The sequence below is a fragment of the Tahibacter harae genome, from assembly GCF_024437735.1.
GTDB lineage: Bacteria > Pseudomonadota > Gammaproteobacteria > Xanthomonadales > Rhodanobacteraceae > Tahibacter > Tahibacter harae.
In genome coordinates, this window is sequence record NZ_JANFQO010000003.1 from 204,268 (window position 1) to 222,534 (window position 18,267).

The window sequence follows — 18,267 nt, forward strand, 5'->3', positions numbered from 1 at the left end:
GCAGCTCAACCAAACAACCGCGCCAGCTCAATACCCGGATCCGGCGCGCGCATGAACGCCTCGCCGACCAGGAACGCATTCACGCCGTTGCTGCGCATCAGCGCCACGTCCTCGGGCGTGAGGATGCCGCTTTCGGTCACCAGCAAGCGCTGCGGCGGCAGTTCGGCTTTCAGCGTGAGCGTGGTATCCAGCGAAACCTCGAAGGTACGCAGATTGCGGTTGTTCACGCCGACCAGCACCGGCAGATGCTCGGCCACGGCCAGGGCGCGCTGCATTTCCGCGGCATCGTGCACTTCGACCAGCACGTCCATGCCCAGATCCAGGGCCAGGGCGGCCAGCTCAGCCAGGGCGGCATCGCCGAGTGCGGCGACGATGAGCAGGATGCAGTCGGCGCCGAGCACGCGCGCCTCGTACACCTGGTAAGCGTCGATGGTGAAATCCTTGCGCAGCACCGGCAGCGCGCAGGCCGCGCGCGCCTGCTGCAGGTAGGCGTCGCTGCCCTGGAAGAAATCCACGTCGGTCAGCACCGACAGGCAGGCTGCGCCGCCAGCCTCGTAGCTGCGCGCGATGGCGGCGGGGTCGAAGTCGGGCCGGATCACGCCCTTGCTCGGGCTGGCCTTCTTCACCTCGGCGATGACGCCCGGGCGGCCGGCGTCCAGCTTCGCCTGCAGGCTGGCGGCGAAGCCGCGCACGGGCGGCGCGTCGGCCGCCTGCGCCGACAGCGCGCGCAGGGAAACGACGGCGCTGCGCGCCTGGATCTCCTGCGCCTTGCGCGCCAGGATCTTGCTCAGAATATCGCTCACTCGGTTTTTCCTTGCTGCGAGGTCCGCACAGGTCAAGCCGGCCAGGCGCCGGCTTGCCACGGCGGATCCAGAAAATCGTCCACGCCCTTCCGCACCGCCGGCCCGCGCCGGCTCAGCCGGCCAGGCGCCGGGTCGCACTGACGAACTGGTCCAGCTTGGCGCGGGCCTCGCCGGTGGCGATGGCTTCGTTGGCCAGGGCCAGGCCTTCGGCGATGGAGCCGGCCAGGTTGGCCGCGTACAGCGCAGCGCCGGCATTCAGCACGACGATGTCGCGGGCGACGCCGGGCTGGTTGTCCAGCACTTCGAGCACGCGCAGGCGCGACTCGTCCGCGTTCTGCACGGCGAGCTGGCGCGACGACGCCATGGGCAGGCCGAATTCCTCGGGATGGATCTCGTATTCGCGCACTTCACCGTTGCGCAGTTCGCCGACCAGGGTGGCGCCGCCCAGCGAAATTTCGTCCAGGCCGTCGCGACCGTGCACGACCAGGGCATGGCGCGCACCCAGTTGTTCCAGCACGCGCACCTGTATGCCGACCAGGTCCGCATGGAACACGCCCATCAGGATATTGGGCGCACCGGCCGGGTTGGTCAGCGGCCCGAGAATGTTGAACAAGGTGCGCACGCCCATTTCCTTGCGCACCGGCGCGACCACTTTCATGGCTGGATGGTGGTTGGGCGCGAACATGAAGCCGATGCCGGTCTCTTCCAGGCAGGCGGCGACTTTTTCCGCATCCAGGTCGATGCGCGCGCCCAGCGCTTCGAGCACGTCGGCGCTGCCGGACATGGACGAGACGCTGCGGTTGCCGTGCTTGGCCACGCGCACGCCGCAGGCGGCAGTGACGAACATGGCGGCAGTGGAGATGTTGAAACTGTGCGCGCTGTCGCCGCCGGTGCCGACGATGTCGACGAAGTACGGGTAATCCGGCGTGTGCACGCGCAGGGACAGGTCGCGCATCACCTGGGCGGCGGCGCTGATCTCGCCCACCGTCTCCTTCTTCACGCGCAGGCCGGCGATGATGGCCGCCACCATGACCGGCGACACCTCGCCGCGCATGATCTGCCCCATCAGATCGACCATCTCGTCGTGGAAGATCTCGCGGTGCTCGATGACGCGCTGTAGCGCCTGCTGCGGGGTGATGGGCACGGCCGGCTCCGGCTGAAACGGAGCGGCATGATAAGCAGTCGCGCGGCAAAGATCAGTGTAGCGGTTGGAATAAGCCCGGCGGCGCGGCCTGGCGCGCCGCCGGATGCGGAGGGATCCGGCCTCAGCCGCCGCGGTAGCCAGTCTGGTACAGGCGGCAGGCGGAAGCCTTGGTACGGTTCAGGGATGAAGCCGGGCAGCCGGCGGCCGCCCGGTGGATTCAGCGCACCGGCTGCAGACGCTTGCGCAGTGCCTTCAGCTCGGCCTCGAACTGGTCGATGCGGAAGCGGGAGCGCAGCGCTTCTTCCTCACGGACATAGCCCCCCGTCACCAGATCGGAAAGGTCGAGCGGCGCGCCTTCCGCCTCCTCTGCGCTGAAAGAGTGGACGCGCACGTGGCAGGGATCGATCTCCAGCACCTCGCAGTTGGCGTTGTTCACGTCCTGCAGCTCCTGGCTGAGGCGGTACTGGCACAGCGAGTACGAGGGCTCGTTGAACGCCCGCGAAGAAACGCCGGTGGGGCAGGAATAGCTGATGCTGGCCCCGTACCAGATCACCTGGCCGGGAAGATCGGCCTTGGCGGTTGCAGCACAGAACAGCGCGGCGGTGGCAAGCAGACAGGCGGAACGCAACGACATGGAATTCTCCTCGGCGGCGGCAGGGGCCGCGGGTGACAGCCAGCTTGGCCACGACCCGGCGCCGCAGCCAGCAAAAAGCCGGGACGATCGGCGGATACGGCGGGACGGCGCGGGCTGTTGCCGCAGCCAAGTGCCTGACTCTGCAGGCCCCGGTGCCGGGCCGGCGGCGCGGCGCCGATTTCCTTCCGCGGCGGGGATTTAGCTCGGTTTCTTCCCCTCTTGACCCGGCCGCGGCCTTGCAAGCCCGGCGGCGGCCTGCCATTGATCCGGCGCCGGGCGCGAATGCCCGCCCGGTTCAGTCCTTGCCTGGGGAATACCGAACATGCACTACCGCTATCTGCTGGCCCTGAGCCTGTCCATCGCCGCCGCGCCCGCGCTGGCACACGATCCGCTGCCCGCCCTGGACTGGTGCAGCAAGGGCCGCGCCGTGCCCATCAGCGATTTCGCGTTCGACGGCGCCACCCTCAAGAGCTTCCGCCAGTGCGCGGCGCTGCGCGGCGGCGACGCTGCCCCCGCAATCTGCGCGCTGCTGCCGACATCGACGCCGCCCGACGACGTGATCTGCTCCCCGGCCATGTGCGGCGAATTCGACGACGACTACCACGTGGCCAAGATCGCGGCCTTCAATTACTGCAACTCGCTGAGCAACTACGCCCCCCAGATCTCCGGCGGCGCGGGCAACACCGACCACGTGATCGTGCCGCTGTTCTCCAGCGACTCGGCGGCGCTGCAGTCGGCCGAGCATCACCGCCTCTACCGCCTGGATCAGGGCGCCAAGGGCACCTGCATGCTGTGCCTGCGCGCCGACAGCAACGATCCGACGCAGTAACCCTCAGATCAGCGCGCGCCGGCGCAGGCTGGTCTGCACTGCGTCGGCGCGCTGCTTCAGGGCATCGCGCTCGGCCGGCTCCAGGCGGCACTCGGACAGCACGAAATACGCCGTGCGCAGCACTTCGCGCCAGCGCGGCTGGCGCGGCAGCTTGGACAGGCTGAGATAGCGTTCCATCGCGCGCACGCGCAAGCGGCCCTCGTCCACGGTCACGCGCCAGACCCGGCTTTTCTCGGCCAGGTCTATGCGCGTGCGGCCGCTGACCCGTTCCCAGGTTTCCACCGCGAACACCATCAGCTCGACCAGCTCGCGGCGGAAGCCGGCGCTGTCGTCGCCCTCGGCCGCGGCCAGTGCGGCGAGCGGCGGTGTTTCGGCTGCGGCCTGGACGGCGACGTCCGCGACGGTTTCCGCCGCGCTGTCGGCCGCTGCCAGGCGCAGCACGGCGATGCCGGCATCGCCGGGCAAGGCGCTGAGCCGGGTCCGCGCCGTGCCGCCGGGCAATTGCAGCGGCAGTTCGATCTCGCCGTCCTTTTCTTCCAGCGCCGACAGCGCCGTCTGCAATGCGGCGGCCGAATCCGCATCCAGGAAAGCGGCCAGCGGCCGGCCCAGCAGGGCTTCGCGCGGGCCGCCCAGTTGCTCGGCCGCGGCCGCGGTCAGGGCGACGATGCCGCCAGCCGGATCCATCGCCAGCAGGGCCGCGCCGGCGCGGTCGAGCAGGTCCTGTACGCGGCGCGAATCGGTGCGCAGCGATTCGGCCAGCTGGCGGAAATGCTCGCGCTCGGCGGCGAGCTGGGATTCGCGCACGGCCGCGGCAAGGCGGCTGCGCTGGCGCGCCCGCGCGAACGCGAAGGCCAGCGCCAGCAGTACCAGCAACGCGCAGGCCGCACCCAGCCAGAGCTGGGTGGTGCGCTGGCGCAGCGCGAGTTCGGCCAGGCGGTTGTCGGCGGCGAGCTTTTCCAGCGCGCGTTCGCGCTCGGCCAGGTCGAACTGCACGCGCAGGTGTTCCAGCCGGCGGTCGTGCGCGGCCTTGTCCAGGCGCGCCTGCACGGTCTGGAATTCCTGCAGCAGGCCGTAGGCAGCGCCGAGGTCGCCGGCCGCCTTGGCTGTCTCGGCCGCGGCCTGCAGCAGCACTGCGCGCTCGGCTGCCTGCGGCCCCAGCCGCTGCAAGGTGTCGGCGAGCAAAGCGCGTGCGCCGGCGATATCGCCGTCGCTGCGCTTGAGCCGCGCCAATTGCAGCGCCAGCTGTGCCGTCGCCGGCTGCTCCAGTTCCTTGCCCAGAGCCTGCGCCCGCGCCAGCGCGGCATGGGCCGAAGCCATGTCGCCGCGATCCTGTGCCAGCGCGGCGAGCTTGACCTGGGCATCCAGCTCGTTCGCCCGCGCCCCCAGCGCGGCCAGGTCGCTGATGGCCTTGCGCAGCAGGGCGTCGGCCTCGGCGGTCTCGCCGGCGCTGATCAGCACCGCCGCCAGGCTTTCGCGCACATGCGCCGCCTCGCGCGGCCGCTGCATGCGCTCGTATTCCGCCAGCGCATCGGCATAGCGGCTGCGCGCGGAGGCGTCGTCCTCCAGGTCGTGGTAGAGATCGCCGAGGTTGGTATACACCGCGCCCAGCTGCGGATCGTTGATGCGCCGCTTCAGCTCCAGGCTGGACAGATAGGCCTTGAGCGCCTCGCGGTAGTCGCCGACGCGGCGCAGCGCGTTGCCGATGTCGTTCTGGCTCTGCGCCAGCGCGGTGGAATCGTCATGCGCCAGGGCCACTTCCTGCGCCGCGCGGAAGTGCTGCAGCGCCTGTACGAAGCGTTCCTGGCGGTAGTCCAGGATGCCGCGCCGGCGCGCGAGGCGGAAATCATGCTTCCAGTGCGCCGCCTCGGCCGGCAGCGCCGCGACCCGGTCCAGGGTCGCCGCCGCGGCGGCGAAGTCGCCGCTGGCGACCTCGGCGTCGCTGCGCCGGAACAACATCTCTTCGGCCAGCTCGAACTCGCGCCGCGCATCGATGGCGGCGAAGGCCTGTTCGCAGACCTGCACCGCCTGCTGCGGCTGGGTCGCGACCAGGCTGCGGCAACGTTCCTGCGCCGAATCCTCCGCCGGCTGCTGCGCCGCCGCCGCGGCGGCCGCGGACAGGACTGCCGCGGCAACCAGGCGGCGCCAGCCTCGCCGCACCGGAAAATTCATGCGGCGGCGAGGAAATTGCCGAGCAGTTCGCGGCCGTGCTGGGTGAGTATGGATTCGGGATGGAACTGCACGCCTTCCACCGGCAGCGTGCGGTGGCGCAGGCCCATGATCTCGTCGATGCTGCCGTCGGGATTCTGCGTCCAGGCGGTGACTTCGAGACAGTCGGGCAGCGAATCTTTTTCCACAACTAGCGAATGATACCGGGTCGCCTCGAACGGGTTGGGCAGGTTGCGGAACACGCCCTGGCCAGTGTGGTGGATCAGCGAAGTCTTGCCGTGCATGATCTGGCGCGCCCGCACCACCTTGCCGCCGAACGCCTGGCCTATGGCCTGGTGCCCCAGGCACACGCCGAAGATCGGCAGCCGCCCCGCCAGCCGGTCCAGCAGCTCCAGCGACACACCCGCCTCGTTCGGCGTACACGGTCCCGGCGAGATCACCACATGACTGGGCGCCGCTGCCGCCACCTGGTCCACGCTCCACTCGTCATTGCGCACCACCTTGACCTCGCAACCCAGCTCGCCCAGGTACTGCACGAGGTTCCAGGTGAAGCTGTCGTAGTTGTCGATCATCAGCAGCATAAGACGTGTGCCCGGTAGTTCTTGCGATGGAATGTGGACGGCGGCGGCGTCACGGCAGCGGCGCCATCGCGGCAGGTGAGCTTACCGCAGCTGCGCGTGGCGATTTAGTCACCAAAGCGCATGACCGGCCCGGCAGGCCCTGGAACCGCCGTCGCGGCTGCACCGCCTGTGGCCTGCGGCGTGTCCGGGCACAAAACCGGGATGCTCACGGCGGCGGCTCGGCATACCGCCGCGCACAGACCGCCGCCGCCTCCCCTTCCACCCCGCTGAAGCCGAAGCCGTTCCAGCGGTAGGCGGCGGTGCGGCGGGCCTTGGTCTGCGGGTCCAGCACGACGAAGGAATCGCCGCGGTGCAGGGCGCACAGGACGCTGCCGTCGCCGGCGGGTTCGGCGACGGCGTCCAGCAGCGGCCAGGCCAGGGCGGAGCCGCGCCATTTCGCCACCAGGCCGTGCGGGCCTGCGGCGTAGACGTAGGGGCGTACGCCGCTGGCCATGTCCAGGGGCGAATCGTGCTGTTCCAGGGTGAACAGCAGCGGCGGCTGGCCGGGGCCGGCCAAGGCGGTGCGTTCCAGCGAGAGAATGCGCTGGCGGCGCGAGCGCCATTGTCGTTTTCCATCTTTCCACCCTTCCAGCGCCAGCGTGTCCGTGGGCACTTCGGCCGACCACGGTTGCGGGCGGACGGCGACGCCGTCCAGGCTCAGGTCCGCGCGCAGTTCCACGGCGCAGTCCAGCGGCGCGGCGGATTGCTCCGGCAGCAGCTGCGGATAGGTGCTGCCCGGCGGCGTGCGCGTGGCCAGGCTGCGGCAGGCGAGCCGGCCCTGGCTCACGCGGCAGTCGGCGATGGCGCCCTGCTTGGACTGCGGATATTTCTGGTCGAACAGGTGGTTGCCCAGGGAAAAGAACACCGGCTTCCCGGCCACGCACTCGGCCGGCTGCACCACGTGCGGATGATGGCCCAGCACCAGGTCGGCGCCGTTGCGCACCAGCCAGGCGGCGCCGGCGCGCTGCTGGGGATTGGGCCAATCGACCAGTTCCTGGCCCCAGTGCACCGAGACCACGACCAGGTTGGCCAGCGAGCCGGCCAGGCGCAGCTTCTGCATCAGCGCGAGCGAGGGAATCTGCTGCACACGGCCATCGGCGGCGGGCACCAGGCTCAGGCCGATCAGGGCGATGGTGGTGTCGCCGCGGCGGAAGAACTGCGGCGAGCGCGCGAAATCCAGGCCCAGCACACCCTGCTCCGCCAGCGCCGCGTAGGTGTGGCGGCGCGCATCCGGCCCCAGGTCGCCGGCATGGTTGTTCTCCAGCGTGACCGCGGCGAAGCCGGCTTCGCCCAGCAGGTGCAGTGCCGGCTCGCCGATGGAAAAGCACGGGCTCTTGCTGTCCACGCAGCCGGCCGCCTCGCCCAGCACGCCTTCGAGATTGCCGCCGACCCAGTCGGCAGAACGGAACAATTCCACAAAGCCGGCCCACGGCGACTGGCGCCGCCGCGTCCATTCATCCTGCACCTGGCGCGACAGCAGTATGTCGCCGGTGAACAGCAGGCGCAGTTCATTGCCGTGCGCGTTGCTGCCGCGCACCGCCTTGCTGCCAGCTTCCCTGCCGCGCGATTCCGCGCCCTCCTGCGCCGCCAGCGGCGGCAGCGCGAGCAACAGCCCCAGCAGTACGCTCAGAACGGTTCTTTGGCCGGGCACGACAGTTCTTCGTTGGAGAGATAGCCGCCTATCCACGAGGGCCGCGCCTGGCGGTCCACCTGCCGGCGCCATTCCGCATCGTTCATGGGACCGGGCGCGCTGAATTCGTGATAGGCGTAGACGCTGCCCTTGACGATGGCGCGGCGGCCGAAGAACGGCACGATCTGGTCCCACTCCAGCGGCCGTCCCACCGCCGCCAGCAGCAGCGGGCCGTCGCCGGCCACATCGGCAACCTTCATCATGGGATCGGGGTTGGACAGGGCCAGATCCTTGTTGCTGAGGCTCTTGAACACCAGCAGATGGTGTTCGGCCACGCGCGCGACCAGCAGTATGGCTTCGTACTCCGCATCGCTGAGCGCTTCGCCGCGCAGTTCCTTGCGCGCGATGGTCTCGAACAGGCGCGCCTGCTGCGCGGTCGCCTGCAGGCGCCGGGCTATGCCTTCGCGCTGGGCCGGGTCGCCCAGCTCGGAGACGGTAGCCTTGTCGGCCAGGCCCAGCTTGCGCACCTCGGCCTCGATCTGCTCGAACAGGCGCGCGGTGGCGGCGAAGAATTCCGCGTCCGGCTCCACGTAGCCGCGCGGCGGCCGCAGTACGATGGCCTCGAAACCGCCTTCGCCGCACTGGGCGGAGATGCGTTCGTTGACCAGCGTGGTCGCATGCCGCAGCGTGGCCCAGGAGGCCAGGCCGGTCTGCAGGCGCTTGGCATCCCACAGCGCCGGGTTGAACGTCGCCGTGGCCGCCGTGCGCGGGCTGTCGGCCCATTGCAGCGCGAGCAGGCGCAGCCAGCTGTCGTACAGGCTTTCGCCGGCCAGGGCCGTGGCCGGCCAGCGCCGCGCCACGGCATCGATGGCCGGGCGCAGGTTGGGATAGCGGCGGAATTCCGCGTCGAGGAACCCGCGCGCCGCGCCGCTGCCCAGGGCCGCGGCCAGGTCCAGGCCCGAAGGCAGCAGGCGGCCGCCGCCCTGGGCGTCGCGGATCTGCTCGGCCTCGGGCCAGTCCGGATGGAACACGGTGGACAGCAGCAGTTCGTTGTCGAAGCCCCAGGACAGCGGAAACACCTGCGGCCGCGCCAGCGCATGCCGCGCATAGGACGGCACGGATTTGTCCTTGCCGTCCCAGACCAGCGGCGCGCGGCTGGGCGCGATGAACGGACGGTAGGCCGCTATCCACTGCCGCGCGTGCGCCTGGGTGGCGGCGGAAAGACCGGCCAGGCTGGCCGTATCGTCGCGTTTCGCGGCGATCTCGGTGAGGTAGTGCACGGCCTTGAAGTACGCGGCGCGGTGCGGATCGCCGCTGTAGTGGCCGCGCGGCTTGAGTTCGCCGTAGTTGAATTCCTCGCCGGTTGCGCTGGATTTCGCGCTGCCTTCGGCCCTGGCGATGCGCGCGGTCTCGGCGTCGCCGCTTGCGGCCGGGTCGCGCAGCGGCGCGATGGCGGCGAATACGTTGGTCCAGGGCGAATCCGGCTGCGCCGTTTTCAGTTCCGCCGCGGCGGCCGCGGCGAAGGCCCAGAAGGCCGGCATGGCCTGCTGTTCCTCCTGCACGATGAAGATGCCTTCGTAGGCCGCGCCGATCAGCTCCCAGAAAATATCGGTGGTGACGAAGTAAGGCCGCGTCGGCGTGCTGGAATCGTAGCCGCCGCAGAGATAGTTCTCGGTGTCGTAGAGCTGGTACAGCTGCTCGTGTCCGAGCGCGCGGAACAGGCCCTGGTGTTCGCTGAAGCGTTGCGTATCGGCCGGGCTTTGCAGATACATCCAGGCGTTGACCACGTCGTGCAGCGGCACGCGCACGGGCACGTAGACCAGGCTCTGCGCGCCGTTTTCCTCGATCTGGCCGACCACGCCGCGGCCATCGGCCACCGACGAGGGCGTGCCGGCGAAGCGGTACTCCGCGGCCAGCGGGGTGCGCGTCTTGCCGTTGTCGCCGATCAGGACGACGCCGGCCTCGCCTTTTTTCCAGTGCAGCAGGTTGGCGCCGTTGGGCGTGACGGTCAGGGAACCGCCGCAGGGCTTGCCGGCGACGGCGGCGCTGGCGCCCCAGTTCATGCCGGCGTAGGGAATCTTGTGGAAACAGCCGCCCTTGTCCTGCCACAGCAGGATATGGCCGGCCGGATGGAAGGCGGCCGGCAGGGCGGACTCGGCATCGTTACGCGTGGGCGGTGCGTCGGCGTCCTGCACTTCCACGTAGCTCGCGGCGGGGCCGACGATCTGATAGTCCTTGCCGCCTTTTTCCAGAATGGAACGGGTGGAATAGTTGCCATCGTCCTGGCGTTCGGCGAAGACCAGACGGTAGGACAGCTGCGGCTCGCCGCTGTCCGGCGCCCAGCTCGCGATGAAGGGCCGCGGCGATACCAGCAGGCGCCGCAGCGGCCGGGTGCTGGCGTATACGCGCTGCAGCTGCCACGACTGCGCCGCGCTGGCGGCGAGAATCACCGACTCCTCGCCCACCTTCGCTCCCAGGAACAGCTTGCCGCCCAGCGGATGGCCGGTGACGCTGGCCGCGACGGTGCCGGCCGGCAGGGTGAGCAGGGTTTCGGCGCTGTCCGCGCCGATGCGCCACTGGCGCAGGCGATGCACGCCGTCGGCGCCGCGCACCAGGGCGACGACCGCGGGCCGGTCGGCCCAGACATCGAAATCGATCACTTCCTCGCCCGGCTGCAAGGTCCAGCGCGCCGCCGCCGCGGGCGAAGACTGCACGGTGGGCTCGGCGATGCGGAATACCGAATCGTCGGCCCTGGCCTGCGCGGCCGGCAGCAGCGTGAACAGGGCGGCGCACAGAAGGGCGGGCCGGTAGTGGCTTCTTGTCTTCATGCTGCGTTCCTTCGGTGCCGGGGTTCGGGGGCGGGGATTCGAGGTCGAGGATTGGAGTTTGCCGTCCGGCGATGGTCAAGTGGCAATGCCGCGCCGCCTACCGTCCCCAGTCCCCGATCCCAGCTCCCAGGCTATCCTCCCCCGGCACCTGGGCAACCCCGCGCTGCGGTGCCGCGCGTTGCCGCCACACCTCCATCGCAAGGAACAGGCGCATGAACACGTTGTGGAAAGGATTGACCGCCGCCGTGCTGCTGCAGGCCGCGGCCGTACCGGCGCAGGACGTGGCGCAGATCGCGCGCCCGCGGCCGCCGCAGATCTGGCTGGATCCGGCGCTGAAACAGCAGCCCATCCAGCTGCAGGACATCTCCATCGACATACGCATCCAGGGCTTCGTCGCCAGCACGCGCCTGGACCTGACCTTCTTCAACCCGAATGCGCGCGTGCTGGAAGGCGAGCTGGTCTTTCCGCTGGCCGAGGGCCAGAGCATCACCGGCTACGCACTGGAAGTGGAAGGCAAGCTGCGCCAGGGCGTGATGGTGGAAAAGGAAACCGCCCGCGTCGCCTATGAATCCACGGTGCGCCAGGGCATAGACCCGGGCCTGGCCGAGCTGACCCAGGGCAATGTGTTCCGCACCCGCCTCTATCCGCTGCCGCCCAACGGCAGCAAGCGCGTGCAGATCGCCTTCGACCAGCCGCTGCTCGATGTCGGCGCCAATTACCGCTATCTGCTGCCGCTGCAGTTCGCCGAGCCGATCAAGCACTTCAAGGTGCGCGCGGAAGCCCTGCGCGCCGAAGTGGCCCCGGCCGGCGGCGGCGCGGCGCTGAGTTTCGACCGCTGGCGCGACAGCTTCGTCGCCGAGCTGGAAAAGCGCGATTTCCGCCCGCAGACCGAACTCAGTTTCGACCTGCCCAAGCCCAAGGACGCGGTCAGCATCTACAGCGTGCGCGATGCGCTGGAACCGGCCTGGCGCCATTTCGCCGCCCAGGTGCAGTCCGGCCCGGATGCCAACGTGAAGCCCGCCGCGGCGCCGCGGCGCATCACCCTCTACTACGATGCCTCCGGCAGCGCCGCCGGCCGCGACCGCGCGCGCGAGCTGGACTTCCTCGCCGCCTGGCTGGGCCAGCTGGGCAGCGCCGAGATCGACCTGATCGCCTTCCGCAACGAAGCCGATGCGCCGCGCCATTTCGCCATACGCAACGGCGACGCGCAGGAACTGCGCCAGGCCATCGAAGCCCTGCCGCTGGACGGCGCCAGCGCCTACGGCACGCTGCGCCTGGATGCGACCGCGCGGCCGGACTTCGTGCTGGTGATCGGCGACGGCCTGAACAACTTCGGCAGCGGCGAGCCGCAGTTCCGCAACGACGCGGTCACGCCGCGCCTGGCCTTCCTGCATGCCGCCCAGACCGTGGACAGCCCGCGCCTGGCGCGCTGGTCGCGGCGCCACGGCGGCCAGGTAGTCAACCTGCTCGCCAGCCCCCAGGCCGAGGCGCTGCGCCAGCTGGCCGCGCCGCGCTGGGCCCTGCTCGCCACGCAGGTGCTCAAGGGCGAATGCCAGGAACTGGCGCCGGCCGCGCCGCAGCCGGCCGGCGCCAGCTTCTCCCTGTACGGCCGCTGCAGCGCCGATGCGGAACTGCAGCTGGAATTCGGCGACGGCGCCGGCAACCGCATCCTGCGCACGCTCAGGCCCGGCGCCGGCGAGATGCTGGAAGCCGGCCGCGGCGAGTTCGTGCAGCGCCTGTGGGCCACCGCGCGCATCGCCGACCTGGAGAACGAGGAATTCCGCAACAAGGACGCCATAGTGGAATTGTCCAAGAAGTACGGCGTGGTGACCCAGGACACCTCCATGCTCGTGCTGGACCGCATCGAAGACTATGTGCGCCACAAGGTGGAACCGCGCGAGGCCGAATTGGCCGCGCAATACCGCGAACTGCTGGCGCGCCAGCCCAAGCAGGCCGGCGCCGACGTGGAACGCCTGCAGCACCGCGAGCAGGTGCTGGGCTGGTGGAGCGAATTCCGCAAATGGCACGGCCAGCGCCATCCCTGGCTGGAAACCGTGCTGGCGCCGAGCGCGGCGGCCGAGGTGGCGCGCTGGGAGCAGCTGCCGCAGCTCAAGGATCACGTCAGGAACCTGGCCGCAGTGCGCAAGCTGGCCAGCCAGGCCGGCCAGCTGGAAAAACGCTGGTCCAAGGAAGGGGCCGGGGCCGAATCGCGCAAGGCCTGGGAGCGCGAAGCCTCCGGCCTGATGCTGGAACTGGACGCACTGCGCCAGCTGCGCCTGGCCGAAGCGCCGGATTCGGATGCGCTGAAGCAGCGCCAGGCGCAGATCAGCGACGCCGGCGGCGGGCGCCCGCCGGAAGGCCGCCTGTTGCGCCAACGTGCTCCGCGCCCGGAGCCGCAGGCAGACGCGCCCGCCATCGTCGTGGAGGAAGCCGCGCCCATGGCCATGGCGGCACCGCCGGCGCCCGCCGGCGCAGGCGGCTCCGACCCGCTGCGGCAGGCCGGGGCCGTGCCCAAGATCGCCCGGGAGGCCGGCGCCGACGACCGCCGCAGCGCGCCCACCGGGATCGAACTCAAGGACTGGGATCCGAACACGCCGTACCTGGCCCGGCTGCGCGCGGCCAGGGATCCGTATGCCGCATATCTGGAGGAACGCGCGCAGCAGGCAAAGACGCCGGCCTTCTTCCTCGACTGCGCCGATTTCTTCCGCAGGGAAGCCAAGGACGAGCGCCTCGCCCTGCGGGTGCTGTCCAACCTCGCCGAGATCGATTTCGACAGCGCGCCGCTGCTGCGCGTGCTGGCCTACCGCTTGCAGCAGTGGGAGCGCTTCGACCTGGCCGTGCCGCTGTTCGAGCAGGCGCTGAAACTGCGCGGCGAAGAGCCGCAGAGCCGCCGCGATCTGGCCCTGGCCCTGTCGCGCCAGGCCAATCCCGACTACAACCGTGCCGTCACGCTGCTGTGGGAAGTGGTGGACAGGCGCTGGGACGGCCGCTTCCCGGAAATCGAGATCATTGCCCTGCACGAACTCAACGACATCGTCTCGCGCGCCAGCGGCGCCGCGCGCATGGCGCTGGATGGGCAGATCGAGACCCTCGGCATAGACAGCCGCCTGCTGGAGCACCAGCCAGTGGATCTGCGCGTGGCGCTGACCTGGGACGCGGACAATACCGACATCGACCTGTGGGTGGTCGATCCCACCGGCGAGGTGGCCATCTACAGCCACCCGCGCACCCGCAGCGGCGGGCATATGAGCCGCGACTTCACCGGCGGCTACGGCCCCGAGGTCTTCACCATCCGCCGCGCCATCCCCGGCACCTACGTGGTCAAGACGCACTATTTCTCCGACCGCCAGCAGAAGATCACCGGCGCGGTGACCCTGCAGCTGGAATTCCTCACCCGCTTCGACAGCGGCGGGAGCAAGCGCCAGGCCACCACGCGGCGGCTGGAGGACGTCAAGGGCGAAATCGAGATCGGGCGCTTCACCGTAGGCGCGGAGTGACGCCGGGCGGCGCCGGCCGGTGAAATCCACCGGCCGTTTTCAATAGTGCCGGCGCCGCGGATACGCCAGCGGCGGGGTCAGGGACCGCGGATCATCAGGTCAGGTCGCGGCTGGATCCGCGGTGCGGGCGAAGACGCAGATCCGTTTCCCGCGGCGTATCCGCGGGAAACGGGCGGATGGCTCGCCGCGGGATTTTGCGGCCCGTGCCTTGCGCACGGGCCGCAGCGCCGGTTCCTGGTTCCGTGTTCCCGCGGTCAGGGCTTCTTGCCTATCGATGCATCCAGAAATGCCAGCATCTTCGCGTACATGTCTTCCAGGTTCTTCTCGTCGTAGAAACCGTGCGCCTCGGTGCGCTGGTACAGCCATTCGTGCTTGACGCCGCGTTTCTCCAGCGCGTTGTGCAGGCTTTCGCCGTGCACCGGCAGCACGATCTCGTCCTGGCCGCCGACGATGATCATGAGCTTGGCCTTGATCTTGTCCAGCTGGGTGATGGGCGAACGGCTGGCCAGCATCTGCGGGTCGTTGCCCAGGGTCTTGTCGAGGAAGTTCCTGCCTGACACCTGGCGCTGCAGGCCGCCGCGGGAATACAGCAGGCGCAGGTCGTAGACACCAACGCTGCCGATGGCGCACTGGTACAGGTCGGGTTCGCGCACCGCGCCCATGACCGCGGCATAGCCGCCGTAGCTGCCGCCGTAGATGCAGATGCGCTTGGGATCGGCGATGCCCTGCTCGATCGCCCACTGCGTCGCGTCGGTGACGTCGTCCTGCATCTTGCCGCCCCATTCGCGATAGCCGGCGACCTCGAAACCCGCGCCGTAGCCGGCGGAACCGCGGAAATTCACCTGCAGCACGGCGTAGCCGCGGCTGGCCAGCACCTGCACGTCGGGGTTGTATTCCCAGTAGTCGCGCACATGGAACGGACCGCCGTGCACAAATACCACCAGCGGCAGGTTCTTGGCCTGCTCCTGGCCCAGCGGCCGGGTCAGATAGCCGTACAGGTTCAGGCCGTCGCGGGACTTCAGCTTCACCGGCTCCATCGTCGCCAGCTTGTCGGCGGGCAGGCCTTCTACGCTGCGCAGCAGCGCGCGCAGCTTCTTGCTCTGGCGGTCGAACAGGAAGAATTCGCCGGGGTTCACGTCGCTGTGCACCGCAACGATGGCGCGGTTGCCGTCCTTGCTCACCGAGGTGATGGTCACGTCCTCGCCGGGCAGCTGCTGCATCAGCGCGGTCAGGGTCTCGATCATGGCCGACTTCTTGTCGATCAGATTGAGTGCGGCGCGGCCCGGATAGGACTTCACGCCGACCACCTTGACGTCATCGAAGTCGCGGATCAACGCGGACAGCTCCACATCGGTGGACGTCCACACCGGCTTGAGCGTGCGCTCCTGCGCCGACCAGGTGCACAGGCCGCCGATCTTGCCCTCGGGCTGGCAGGTCCAGTAGACCGTCTTGTCGTCGCTGTCATAGCTCAGCGGAATGGCGCGGCCGCTGCTGGTCTTGCCGTCGAACACGGTTTCCCAGTCGCCGCCTTCCTTGTCGCGGTACATCACCTGCCAGGTGGTGTCGGCGTTCTGGCCGTAGGCGAAGCGCACATTGCCGGCGTTGTCGGCGAGGAAGCCCGACACCTCGCGCAGCGGCGAGATGAACAGCTTCTTCTTGGAACCGTCCTTGACGTCGAACTTGTAGACCGTCGGCGGGGAGTTCTCGACCGTGGTATCCCAGTTGTACGCGTACACCAGGATGTTGTCGTCGTCGTTGCGCAGGGTGTCGATCAGGAAGGCGCTGGCGCGCTCGGGCTTGACCGACTTGATGTGCGAACCGACTTCCTGCTTGCCGGCGCGGTAGCCGAACAGGATGTCGTTGCCGCTGCCGTCGGCATTGACGAAATACAGCTCGCCGGTGGGCACCGGCCGCTCCAGCCCGCCCACGGGGGCGCCGACCTGGTACATCAGGCGCTGCGGTCCCACCCATTCAAAATCGACCACTTCCTCGCCGCGCGGCGCTACGGAGACGGCTTTCATGTCTTCCAGCCGCAACATGGCGAGGATGCGGCGGTTATCCACCACGGCATCGGCGGCGATGTACTGGCCGTCCGGGGAAATCTTCACGCTTTCGTATTGCGGATGGCGGGCGAAATCCTTGAGCGGGATTTCGGCCGCGGCGGCGGTGGATGCGTACAGCAGCGCAAATCCTGCGCCCAGGCGAAGAATCGACATGAACACTCCCTCGAAATGGATATCCGTCTGCCGGCGGCCCCGTGCCGCACGGCAACCAGCGGCACCGCGCCCCCTCGACGCCGGTGCCGTTTGCAAAGTCTGCAACTGCAGCCCGCCGTGCAGGACGCAGTCGCGCCCTATCCTGCCAGTACGGCGGCCGGCGCGGATAGGGCGCCGGCGTACGCGCCGTGCAGGGCCGGCGCGGGACTCTAACGAAATCCGGCGCCGGACGTGATCAAGCGATGGTTAAGCCGCGTGTCACCGCATGGAGCGGCTGCGGCGGATGCGCTCCGCCGCACTTCCGGGAGAACCCGGCACCCGCGCGAACGGCACCGCCATCGCGCCACGGCCGGATCCCGGAGCGGTCCGCCGCGCACAGCCCCGGCCGCGACGCTCAGCCGCGCGCGACACGCCCGTAGCGGTCTTCCAGGCGCACGATGTCGTCTTCGCCGAAATAGTCGCCGCACTGCACCTCGATGAGGTGGATGTCCTCGCTGGTGGGGTTTTCCAGCCGGTGCAGGGTATCGATGGGGATATAGGTGGATTCGTTGGCGTTGAGCAGGAATTCGCGCTCGCCCACGCGCACCTTGGCCATGCCCTTGACCACGGTCCAGTGCTCGCTGCGGCGGTGGTGCTTCTGCAGGCTGAGCACATGGCCGGGCTTGACCATCAGGCGCTTGACCTTGCAGTCGTCGGCATCCTCCAGCACGGTGTAGCTGCCCCAGGGCCGGTGCACGGTCTGGTGGAAGGCGGCGGCTTCGTGCTTGTCGGCGCGCAGGCGGTCGACCACCAGCTTGACCTGCTGGGCGCGCTCGCGGTCGGCTACCAGCACGGCGTCGTCGGTGTCGACGATGACCAGGTCCTTCACGCCCACTGCGGCCACCATGCGCTTGTCGCTCTGGATGTAGCAGTTGCTCGATTCGATCAGGATGGCCTGGCCGCGCACGCGGTTGCCCTGTTCGTCGGACTCGGCTTCCAGCTCGCTGACCGCCTTCCACGAGCCGATATCGCTCCAGTCGAAGCCGGCCGGCACCACGGCGCGGCGCGCGGCGTTTTCCATTACGGCGTAGTCGATGGAAATGTCGGGCTGGGCGAGGAAGGCTTCGCGTGCGTATTCGACCGGGCTTTCGTGGCTGGTCGCCGCGGCGTGGCAGGCCAGTACGGCCTGGTGGACCGCCGGACAGGCCTCGGCCGCCGCCTGCAGCAGCGCATCGGCGCGGAAGCAGAACATGCCGGAATTCCATACGTGGTCGCCGCCGGCGAGATAGGCTTCGGCGGTTTCCTTTTTTGGTTTTTCCACAAATGCTGAAATCTCGCGCCCTTCGCGGCCGGCGATGGCCGCGCCGAGATGGATGTAGCCGAAGCCGGTCTCCGCATGGGTGGGCGGAATGCCGAAGGTGGTCAGCCAGCCGTCCTCGGCCAGCGCGCGCGCGCGCGCCACGTCGGCGGCGAAGCGGTCGAGCTGGCGGATCAGGTGGTCGGCCGGCAGTACCAGCAGTACCGCGTCCGGCGAGATGTGCTGCAGCGCGTAGTGCGCGGCCAGCAGTATGGCCGGCGCGGTATTGCGCCCGGCGGGCTCCAGCAGGAAGGGCAGCCGGTCCAGGTCGGCCTGGGGATGGGCGGCGTATTCGTCCCGGGTCAGGAAGTAGTAGTCGCGGCCGGTGACGGTGAGCACATGGCCGCCGTCGGCCACGGCCAGGGCGCGATCCAGGGTCTTGTACAGCAGCGATTCGCCGTCGGCCAGGCGCATGAAGGGCTTGGGATAGGCGCTGCGCGAAACCGGCCAGAGCCGGGTGCCGGCGCCGCCGGAAAGGATTACGGGTATCAGCATGACGCTCGCTCCAGTTCGTTGTGTGCGGCGCGCCGCATCGTTCTGCCCGCGGGCAGGTGCGGCGCAGCG

Annotated in this window: 11 protein-coding genes; 2 read left to right on the forward strand and 9 right to left on the reverse strand. The window is 69.4% G+C overall.

Annotated elements, in window-relative coordinates:
- Nucleotides 1-5 precede the first annotated feature (5 nt).
- From trpC to NM961_RS04325, 3 genes are all read right to left on the reverse strand, one after another.
- A complete protein-coding gene (trpC, locus tag NM961_RS04315) occupies nt 6-803 on the reverse strand; it encodes an indole-3-glycerol phosphate synthase TrpC (RefSeq protein ID WP_343231902.1) in 798 nt (265 codons plus the stop codon).
- A gap of 112 nt (nt 804-915) precedes the next feature.
- Nucleotides 916-1,947: an anthranilate phosphoribosyltransferase gene (gene trpD, locus NM961_RS04320; protein WP_255911639.1), complete on the reverse strand. Its 1,032-nt coding sequence runs from the start codon at nt 1,945-1,947 to the stop codon at nt 916-918.
- 217 nt (nt 1,948-2,164) lie between these two features.
- Nucleotides 2,165-2,581 carry a hypothetical protein gene (locus NM961_RS04325; RefSeq protein WP_255911641.1) on the reverse strand — a complete coding sequence of 139 codons (417 nt, stop codon included), beginning with the start codon at nt 2,579-2,581 and terminating at the stop codon, nt 2,165-2,167.
- A 322-nt stretch (nt 2,582-2,903) separates the two neighbouring features.
- On the opposite strand from NM961_RS04325, the gene NM961_RS04330 reads away from it, so the two are divergent.
- Nucleotides 2,904-3,410, forward strand: coding sequence for a hypothetical protein (locus NM961_RS04330; protein ID WP_255911643.1), 507 nt, complete (start codon nt 2,904-2,906; stop codon nt 3,408-3,410).
- Nucleotides 3,411-3,413: 3 nt separating this feature from the next.
- Here NM961_RS04330 and NM961_RS04335 read toward each other — a convergent pair whose 3' ends face one another.
- The 4 genes from NM961_RS04335 to NM961_RS04350 all read right to left on the reverse strand — a co-directional run bounded on the left by NM961_RS04335 (nt 3,414) and on the right by NM961_RS04350 (nt 10,654).
- Nucleotides 3,414-5,567 (reverse strand): tetratricopeptide repeat protein, encoded by a 2,154-nt coding sequence (locus NM961_RS04335; protein ID WP_255911645.1) that lies wholly within the window; start codon nt 5,565-5,567, stop codon nt 3,414-3,416.
- A gap of 8 nt (nt 5,568-5,575) precedes the next feature.
- A complete protein-coding gene (locus tag NM961_RS04340) occupies nt 5,576-6,157 on the reverse strand; it encodes an anthranilate synthase component II (protein WP_255911647.1) in 582 nt (193 codons plus the stop codon).
- Between the two features lie 205 nt (nt 6,158-6,362).
- Entirely contained in the window at nt 6,363-7,847 is a 1,485-nt protein-coding gene (locus NM961_RS04345; protein ID WP_255911649.1) for a CapA family protein, read from the reverse strand.
- Nucleotides 7,823-10,654: a DUF3160 domain-containing protein gene (locus NM961_RS04350; protein WP_255911651.1), complete on the reverse strand. Its 2,832-nt coding sequence runs from the start codon at nt 10,652-10,654 to the stop codon at nt 7,823-7,825. Before NM961_RS04350 ends, NM961_RS04345 begins: the two co-directional genes overlap by 25 nt.
- A gap of 212 nt (nt 10,655-10,866) precedes the next feature.
- Here NM961_RS04350 and NM961_RS04355 point away from each other — a divergent pair, with 212 nt between their 5' ends.
- Nucleotides 10,867-14,151: a DUF2135 domain-containing protein gene (locus NM961_RS04355; protein ID WP_255911653.1), complete on the forward strand. Its 3,285-nt coding sequence runs from the start codon at nt 10,867-10,869 to the stop codon at nt 14,149-14,151.
- Between the two features lie 254 nt (nt 14,152-14,405).
- Here NM961_RS04355 and NM961_RS04360 read toward each other — a convergent pair whose 3' ends face one another.
- Both NM961_RS04360 and NM961_RS04365 read right to left on the reverse strand, forming a co-directional pair.
- Nucleotides 14,406-16,367, reverse strand: a complete 1,962-nt coding sequence (locus NM961_RS04360) for a S9 family peptidase (RefSeq protein WP_255911655.1) — start codon at nt 16,365-16,367, stop codon at nt 14,406-14,408.
- Between the two features lie 394 nt (nt 16,368-16,761).
- On the reverse strand, nt 16,762-18,198 hold the full coding sequence (locus NM961_RS04365; protein ID WP_255911657.1) for a mannose-1-phosphate guanylyltransferase/mannose-6-phosphate isomerase: 1,437 nt from the start codon (nt 18,196-18,198) through the stop codon (nt 16,762-16,764).
- Nucleotides 18,199-18,267: the final 69 nt, after the last annotated feature.

Coding starts and splice junctions, on each gene's coding strand:
- NM961_RS04325 (WP_255911641.1), bottom strand. CDS start 2,581: ATGTCGTTGCGTTCCGCCTGTCTGCTTGCCACCGCCGCGCTGTTCTGT.
- NM961_RS04330 (WP_255911643.1), top strand. CDS start 2,904: ATGCACTACCGCTATCTGCTGGCCCTGAGCCTGTCCATCGCCGCCGCG.
- NM961_RS04340 (WP_255911647.1), bottom strand. CDS start 6,157: ATGCTGCTGATGATCGACAACTACGACAGCTTCACCTGGAACCTCGTG.
- NM961_RS04350 (WP_255911651.1), bottom strand. CDS start 10,654: ATGAAGACAAGAAGCCACTACCGGCCCGCCCTTCTGTGCGCCGCCCTG.
- NM961_RS04355 (WP_255911653.1), top strand. CDS start 10,867: ATGAACACGTTGTGGAAAGGATTGACCGCCGCCGTGCTGCTGCAGGCC.
- NM961_RS04360 (WP_255911655.1), bottom strand. CDS start 16,367: ATGTCGATTCTTCGCCTGGGCGCAGGATTTGCGCTGCTGTACGCATCC.
- NM961_RS04365 (WP_255911657.1), bottom strand. CDS start 18,198: ATGCTGATACCCGTAATCCTTTCCGGCGGCGCCGGCACCCGGCTCTGG.